The organism is Pseudomonas sp. (genome assembly GCF_050739655.1).
Lineage (GTDB): Bacteria > Pseudomonadota > Gammaproteobacteria > Pseudomonadales > Pseudomonadaceae > Aquipseudomonas.
This window is the reverse complement of sequence record NZ_JBOIBY010000717.1, coordinates 1-7,060: the sequence shown is the minus strand read 5'-3', so window position 1 is coordinate 7,060 and position 7,060 is coordinate 1. Positions and strand designations below refer to the sequence as shown.

At 49.7% G+C, this 7,060-nt stretch carries 6 protein-coding genes and 1 pseudogene; 4 read left to right on the top strand and 3 right to left on the bottom strand.

All coding sequences use genetic code 11. From position 1 onward, the window contains the following. Nucleotides 1-1,400: 1,400 nt before the first annotated feature. Both ACRESJ_RS33960 and ACRESJ_RS33955 read left to right on the top strand, forming a co-directional pair. Nucleotides 1,401-2,114, top strand: coding sequence for a recombinase family protein (locus tag ACRESJ_RS33960; protein ID WP_431761788.1), 714 nt, complete (start codon nt 1,401-1,403; stop codon nt 2,112-2,114). A gap of 467 nt (nt 2,115-2,581) precedes the next feature. Further along, nucleotides 2,582-2,941 (top strand): hypothetical protein, encoded by a 360-nt coding sequence (locus ACRESJ_RS33955; protein ID WP_431761787.1) that lies wholly within the window; start codon nt 2,582-2,584, stop codon nt 2,939-2,941. Between the two features lie 51 nt (nt 2,942-2,992). Here ACRESJ_RS33955 and ACRESJ_RS33950 read toward each other — a convergent pair whose 3' ends face one another. The 3 genes from ACRESJ_RS33950 to ACRESJ_RS33940 are packed head-to-tail and all read right to left on the bottom strand — an operon-like array spanning nt 2,993 to nt 5,470. Next, nucleotides 2,993-3,472, bottom strand: a complete 480-nt coding sequence (locus tag ACRESJ_RS33950) for a hypothetical protein (RefSeq protein ID WP_431761786.1) — start codon at nt 3,470-3,472, stop codon at nt 2,993-2,995. 35 nt (nt 3,473-3,507) lie between these two features. Next, a complete protein-coding gene (locus ACRESJ_RS33945; RefSeq protein ID WP_431761785.1) occupies nt 3,508-3,891 on the bottom strand; it encodes a Rap1a/Tai family immunity protein in 384 nt (127 codons plus the stop codon). Between the two features lie 19 nt (nt 3,892-3,910). Next, nucleotides 3,911-5,470 (bottom strand): recombinase family protein, encoded by a 1,560-nt coding sequence (locus ACRESJ_RS33940; protein ID WP_431761784.1) that lies wholly within the window; start codon nt 5,468-5,470, stop codon nt 3,911-3,913. A 47-nt stretch (nt 5,471-5,517) separates the two neighbouring features. Between ACRESJ_RS33940 and ACRESJ_RS33935 the strand changes: the two are divergent. Together ACRESJ_RS33935 and ACRESJ_RS33930 are read left to right on the top strand one after the other, a co-directional pair. After that, nucleotides 5,518-5,604: pseudogene (locus ACRESJ_RS33935) on the top strand (DNA-binding response regulator); the annotation flags it as partial. An 8-nt stretch (nt 5,605-5,612) separates the two neighbouring features. Then, the coding region (locus ACRESJ_RS33930) for a transporter substrate-binding domain-containing protein (RefSeq protein WP_431761783.1) at nt 5,613-7,060 on the top strand (1,448 nt) is incomplete at its 3' end.

Below are 7,060 nucleotides of genomic sequence, written 5' to 3'. Positions count from 1 at the left end.
TCTTCCATCGGTACACGACTGCTAAGCTTATCCACAATTGCTGATGCCAAAATCAGCAATCCGCCCTGGGTCAATTTTCAATCGGCAGGGTGGGTCAGTTTTCAATCAGCGCCGACAATCCTTGGGGCAACGAAGTCGAACAACCACCGTTCTAACCCTCAAGCCCCGCTTGGCCTTCACTGTGCTAGGTGGGGCTTTTCCGTTGGCAACAACACATTGTTCGCACAGGTCATTGGGATACGTTTTACTCCGGTATCCTGCCCGCAAAGCCACGTTCTATAAGGGTTGTAGCCATTTTCAGTGTGCAGACTTCCCAGCAGGATGCTGAAGAACACAACAATTTAAGTGTAAAGATGCTTGACTTTTATAAATAGTCATTGACATGGAGCCGGAATTATAAGACACTTCGCGTCTTCGCGAGGTGGCTAGGCTCCAAAGGCATTGCCGCTCTTAGCTACAATCTTTCTGCTAACGCAGATCGTCATGACACAAATCAGTTAATTACAATAATTACACAAATCGAAAGCTCCTGATCTTGATCTTGATCTTCAAGACCGCAAGGTCTGAGGGTGATGCTCTGCACCGAAAGAGAAATCACCCTGACAGGTCTTCCTGTCGAAGTTACATTGTTAATGATGTACGTCTGTGTCGTTGCCGACACGGTGTAACACTTTTCTTTTGGTATAGTATTTTTATGTTTTGTTCTTCGTCACAATCTTAACTGGCTACTATCGTAGCTGCTCACTACCAGTGTGCTCGTTACACTACCAGTGTGCGTGACGTGTAGGGCTATGCCCTTGAGGGCTGCTCTTTATAATGCAACGCAAATGCAATGAGAATAATTCCTAATAACCACATCTAAAACATCCGATACGGTATCAATAAACCCATCCAAAACGTGACTAAATATTATATATTAGTCACAATCAACACCGTCCAGTACACCTCTGGGAATGCAGCAGCATTCGGGCGAACACCCTTGCCAATTCCTTCCAAGCCACGTAAATCAGGGCCTACAGCCAAGTGTGAACATTTGTTTTGAAGGCTGGAAGCCACATAGCCTGTAATCCGGGTGCCTGCTATCACTAAGCAATCCGCTTTCGCTTCTCGCAAATTTCAGAAAAATTGTAAAAAACAGATTTGAAATCCAAAAATCTTAGGGCCAACCCACAACCCTAGAAGCCTGTCAACAAATTTTCCATCAAATATTCGAACTTCCAAACTCCAGCTTTCGCCCCCTTCCGCCTTCCATAGAAACAATCCAAGTGCAATGGATTTCTTTCAAAACATTCAAAATATTCAGTATTGTTGATTTGTCATTTGCACAGACGTTCGTCTCCCCTAGTGACAACTGATGGCTGGATTGATAAACTGCCTCCACACACTGAGGAACACTCGCCATGATTAACGTAGTCGCATACATCCGCGTATCCACCAAGAGCCAAGGTGATTCTGGTTTGGGTTTGGAAGCACAACGCGACTACATCCAACGTGCAGCCCAAGCCAACGGCTGGAAAGTCATTGGTGAATTTGTAGATGTGGTATCTGGCAAGCTCGCCCTTGAGGATCGTCCAGAAGGTGCGAAGGCCCTGGCCCTGTGCAAAGAGCAGAACGCTCAATTGGTGGTGGCAAAGCTGGATCGTCTGTCCCGTTCAGTTCTACATATTGCCCAACTGATGGAAAAGGCAGATTTCAAGGTGGCGACAATGCCACAGGCCAACACCTTCCAACTCCATCTATTCGCCGCACTGGCCCAGCAGGAGCGTGAGTTCATTGCCACGCGCACCAAGGAAGCCCTAGCTTCGCTCCAGAGACGTGCAGAAGCTGGTGATGCTGTAGCAGTGCAGAAGGTGATTAATCGTGCTGAGGCTCAAGCCAAGGGCCGTGCAGTGGCCGACATTACAGCAGCCAATAATGTCCGTATGGATAAGGTGTCGAAGTACCAGAGTAGTGTTCGCCTGCACCTTGAATCCTGCCTGTACAACAAGGTGAACACACTTCAGTCAGTAGCAGACTGCCTCAACACCAAGGGTATCCGTACCCCAAGAGGAAGCGAGTTCAACGCTACAGCAGTACGCCGTCTGATGGTGTCCCTGTCCCTGTCGTTCGCCTAACTAGATACGTTGGGTGCAACACCTCAATAAACACGCCATTGCTGTACGTTCTACACCGAACGATACGCCTGTGAGCCTTGTTCTAGACGGCCTGCGGGCCAATTCTAGTGTGCAGCTAGGTAGCCCCTCGTTCTGGTGCGAGCAATGATTCAGGGTGCATCAGCGTAGCCATCTTATTTCTGGTTCCGCTTGGAGCTTTCTATCTGAGGCCGGATTTTGTCGTTAAGCCGCGCTAGCACAGACACCAGATTTCAAACCAGAACACCCCAGCTTATATTTCCCACCCTGAAATCAAGAACATGCCTCATGTGCTCACCTCTCGCGGCGCGGGGGATGGGATTTCGTGTGAAAACGTCATCTTCTTTCTAGCAGCACTACAGAAAATTATTCTAGTACATTCATAGTGGCATGTTGTAGCATTACCTCCAACACACCACCAACACACAACAGCTTCAGGAGAGGTTAAGATGCAACAGGTTAAGGGATACACTGGCGATCAGGTAGCAGCCATCATTGCCGAGTATAAGCAGTCCGGGAAGCCTATCACCGTATTCTGCAAGGATCGCGGTCACAAGCCTGCTTACCAAACCCTAAAAGGCTGGCTTGATCTTGCTGGTGTGCACTCTGGTCCCAAGGCAACCGTCAGCAATGCAGGCTCCACTATAGCTCCAACCGATTTCAAAGCCATGAAGGAAGTGTTTGAACAACAGAAGAAAGCTTACGCTGACAATCTGAATGGTGTAATTGATGGGCTAAAGGCCAAGATTGCAGACCTGCAAAAAGACCTTGCAGCAGCAGAAGCAGAACTGGAAGAGTTTACAAAGTAACATTGATGATAGATATTGAAAGAGCCCGCCATGATGCGGGCTTTATTCTTATCAGAAGAATGTCCAACCCCTAACATTATTAAAGCTGAGATAGCTTTTAAGCTGATCTTCCAAGGCTCTGATATCTTCCTCCATACCCATGTAAGCATCACCAGCCGGAGTTTGGAATTCTTTAAACAAATCGGCAGCAGAGTTCGGATCAAGTTTAGCGATGTGATGAGTTAGGATGGCGAAGCCTGCTATCTGTATCTTCTCCAGCGTCTTACGGATTCCATCTTTATCATAAAAAAGAAACAGTGACTCCCTATAGGCTTGTGTCAGCTTATCGAATTTCTCTTTGATACCATCTCCACTACCTGCACATTGGTGGAACTCAAGCGCTGCTAAATATACGTTGAATCGCTTGTTGTACAAATCAAGCTTAGTTTTAGCACTGGCAATTCTCATCTGCGACCATGCCACCGTCAGTGCAATCAACCCAACCACACCACCAACAACACTTACAACCATCGTAACTTGCGAGCCATCCATTATTAAGCCCCAGCTTTATTGTTGAGCAGAGATTTTCACTTACAAGGATAGGCATCCATAAATGAAAGCCACACTAAAGACATCCTTTCCTCATTCAACGTCTTCGGATTATCCTTCAAGTATTTGACTACAACGCGCACTAGCTGGGAATTTTTTACAGTGCCGGGTATGCAAAACCTTTCATTCTTCTTAAGCTCATCACTATAGAAGAAAACCGTATTAGCTACTCCTTGTACAAAACCACCACACATACCAGCTTCAAAAAGAACATCAGTTTTTACGGTGCCTCCGTCCACCAACTTTATATAATGCTGACACTCTACTAATAACTGGTTCCCATCAAGCTTTACGTCTGCTGCCATAGCAGCCCCACTCCCTAACATTCCTACCATTGCAACCACCATCAACAGTACTTTCATGGTGCGTCCCTATCTTTTGTTATTCATAGTGCAAACGAAGATTTTCATAGTCTGCCTCATCCCACATAGATTCCCCGCCCACCTCTTCGAAAGGCTCCCAATATGAATCATCATCCGAACCCTTCAACACCAACTCTACTTTATCGCCCGCCAACAGTTTGTATCTGTTTGTTTTACGATCAACACCACCGTACTTGTATGCTGCACCAGAGTCTGACACGAGACGGCCATCAGCATGAATAGTAATACTGTAGCCAACGCCACGTAGCATTGCTGAAAGACGCTGAGGATCGTTCTTTTCTAACTCCCACACTTTGCCTTGGTCTGTCCAGTAATGGCCCGCCATAGGAACTACAGTGGCTTTGAGCACTGCCAACTCACGCTCTGTCGCCTCCCGTGCTTCTTGGGTTTGCTGGAGTTGAGCCTGCACCTCAGGAATAAACCCAAGAGTCAAAAGGGCAGAAGACACATCCTTCATTTGCTTGGATATTTCCAACAGTTTGGCTTCAGCGGCAATGATCGCCTTTTCGTTGATGCCAGTACGATCACGTTTTACCACCCGCAGTGCAGCAGGCACCGAGGTGCGTTGATACACAGTGTCTATGATTTCCTTGGGGATCACTTTCTTGTTGTCGCAACCTTGCAGTTCCTGTCGCTTCCTGCACCTCATGGACACCTGAACACCCTTGATGGTGCGCATGATGAAGTTGTTGCCACAGCAGCCGCACTTGATCAAGCCAACGTAGAAATGGGCTGCTGTCTTGGCCCGTGGTGCTGTCTTGCGTCTCTCGCCTTCAATCTGTGCGAGGTGGTACAGAGATATATCCACGATAGGTTCATACACCTCAGACCCATTCCAACGCCCTATCGCAGCCTCATTACGAAGCCACCCCTCAACACCCGGACCAGACGTTTTGGCTAGTGCAGCAATACCAGACTCACGCATCCTTTTTGCAATAACTGCTTTGCCAAGTCCCGACGTGTACAACTCAAAGGCTAGTTTCACCTGACCAGCAATCTCTGGGAGCACAACACCTTCAGAGGTAAGCCATACAGGCGTAATACGTTTGGGTGTCTTGCCCTCCTTTGCCAGCCTACGGCGGGAATCATAGGAGGCCGTTAGACGACGGCTCAGGTTGTCACTGTATTGGCGTGCCGCTTGAATCTTTCCAAGCAGGATGTATATCGGTCCACCATCCAAGCTCTGACGTGTGTAGTCAACGTTATCGTCAAGGGTGATGATGGACACGCCAGCGTGCAGTATTGGTGCAATGACTCTTGTGAGCATATCCAGAGTATCCAACCGACCTGCCCGGTCGATCGCCTCAACCAACACAGCATCGCCTTTCTGAATCACCCCAGCATCTACGGCGGCCAGCAGCTTCGCAAAGTCACCGCCCTCCTTAATATGGTCGCCCTTCCAACCACTCTTGCCTAAGTCTTGGAATGTCAGCTCGCTCAAGGCGTATTCGGGATGACGGATAAGCCAGCTAGCAACCATTGCCTGCTGACGCTCAAGGCTTGAACCCTTCTTCTGCGTGGAACTAGAGAAACGTGCATAACTGAATGCTGTAGGCATGGCGCCCTCTGGATGATGCTTAGACACCTATTGTATACATATGAAAATCTTACAAAAAGCGCCTCATGCAGAAACTCAAAGCCAAATCCCTGGTTGAACTCATCGAGATGGCAAAACGTAATGCGCTAGTGTGAGAACCTGGATGCCCAGCCGTTTGAAGGTCTTTCTGATTCAAGTGACCGCAGGTCTATGCGTGAGCACCTCGTTGTTCGGGGCGCCGGGCGATGAACACTACACACTGCTCAGCCGGTCGAAGGCCGGGGCACTGGAAGTTCGACTGGATGAATCCCAGCGACAATGGATAAAAAGCAGGAATCAACTGACGCTCGGGACGTCAGCCCCGGACTACCCCCCTTTCGACCTGACCACCAGCGGCCAGGACTATGAAGGGTTTACCGCCGATTACGCCGGTCTTCTGGAAAAAACAACCGGGTTGCCCGTCAAGGTTCAGCGCTTCGATTCCCGAGGCGCCGCGATCGCTGCACTGGAGAACGGCGAAGTCGATCTGCTTGGCACCGCCAATGGATTCGAAGCTGGCAATGCCGGCATTGCATTGTCCATACCCTATGCCGTCGACCAACCTGTATTGGTGACCCGTGAAGGGGAAACCCGTTCCCTCACCGATGGCCTGGCCGGATTGCGCCTGAGCATGGTGTATCACTATCTGCCGCTGGCGGAAGTCACGGCGTTGTACCCAAAGGCGATCATCACGTCCTATCCGTCCTACCAGAATGCGATCAACGCTGTTGCTTTCGATCAGGCGGACGTGTTTCTCGGTGACACCATTTCAACTCACTACATGATCAACAAGGGGTACTTGAACAACATCCGGATGGCCAATTTCGGTAAACATGAAGCCTATGGTTTCAGCTTTGCCGTAAACAGGAACAACTCCGAGCTGCTTGGCATCATCAACACAATGATCAGGGCCATCCCCACCAGTGAACGAGAAAGCATCGCCAAACGCTGGAGCGCCGGTAGCGACATTCTGCTGACCGATCAGAAGCTGCAACTCACTGAACGGGAAGAACGCTGGCTGGCACACCACCCGATAGTGCGTGTCGTCGTCAACGAAGCCTTTGCGCCGCTGACGTTTTTCGATAGCAATGGCAACTTTCGCGGGGTCACCGCCGATTTGCTTGAGCTGATCAGGCTGCGCACCGGCTTGCGCTTTGACATCCAGCACAGCCGCAGCGATGACGAGATGATCAGACAGATCAAGGACAACAAGGCCGATGTGATCGCCCCATTGCTCCCCAGCGCCCAACGTCAAACCCAGCTGAATTTTACCCGCCCCTTTCTGGAAAATTCCTACGTCCTGCTGACCCGCAAAGCCGCCGACAGCCCGACCAACCTCGAGCAATTGCAGGACAAGCGCCTGGCCATTGCCCGCGGCAATCCACTCATGGATTACCTGCGCAGAGAGTTTCCCCGGATCAGGTTGATCGAAACCCCGGACACCTTCAGCGCCGTAGAGTTACTCGCCGAAGGCCAGACCGAGGGGGCGGTGAGCTCACTGATCATTGCCAATTACTTCATTTCGTCGCGGCTGTTCGAGCACACATTGCAAATCAGCACCACCATCGGCAC

What these genes read in the sequence shown, in the direction of transcription:
- ACRESJ_RS33960 (WP_431761788.1), top strand. Translation starts at nt 1,401, where the DNA reads ATGATTAACGTAGTCGCATACATCCGCGTATCCACCAAGAGCCAAGGT.
- ACRESJ_RS33950 (WP_431761786.1), bottom strand. Translation starts at nt 3,472, where the DNA reads ATGGATGGCTCGCAAGTTACGATGGTTGTAAGTGTTGTTGGTGGTGTG.
- ACRESJ_RS33940 (WP_431761784.1), bottom strand. Translation starts at nt 5,470, where the DNA reads ATGCCTACAGCATTCAGTTATGCACGTTTCTCTAGTTCCACGCAGAAG.
- ACRESJ_RS33945 (WP_431761785.1), bottom strand. Translation starts at nt 3,891, where the DNA reads ATGAAAGTACTGTTGATGGTGGTTGCAATGGTAGGAATGTTAGGGAGT.
- ACRESJ_RS33955 (WP_431761787.1), top strand. Translation starts at nt 2,582, where the DNA reads ATGCAACAGGTTAAGGGATACACTGGCGATCAGGTAGCAGCCATCATT.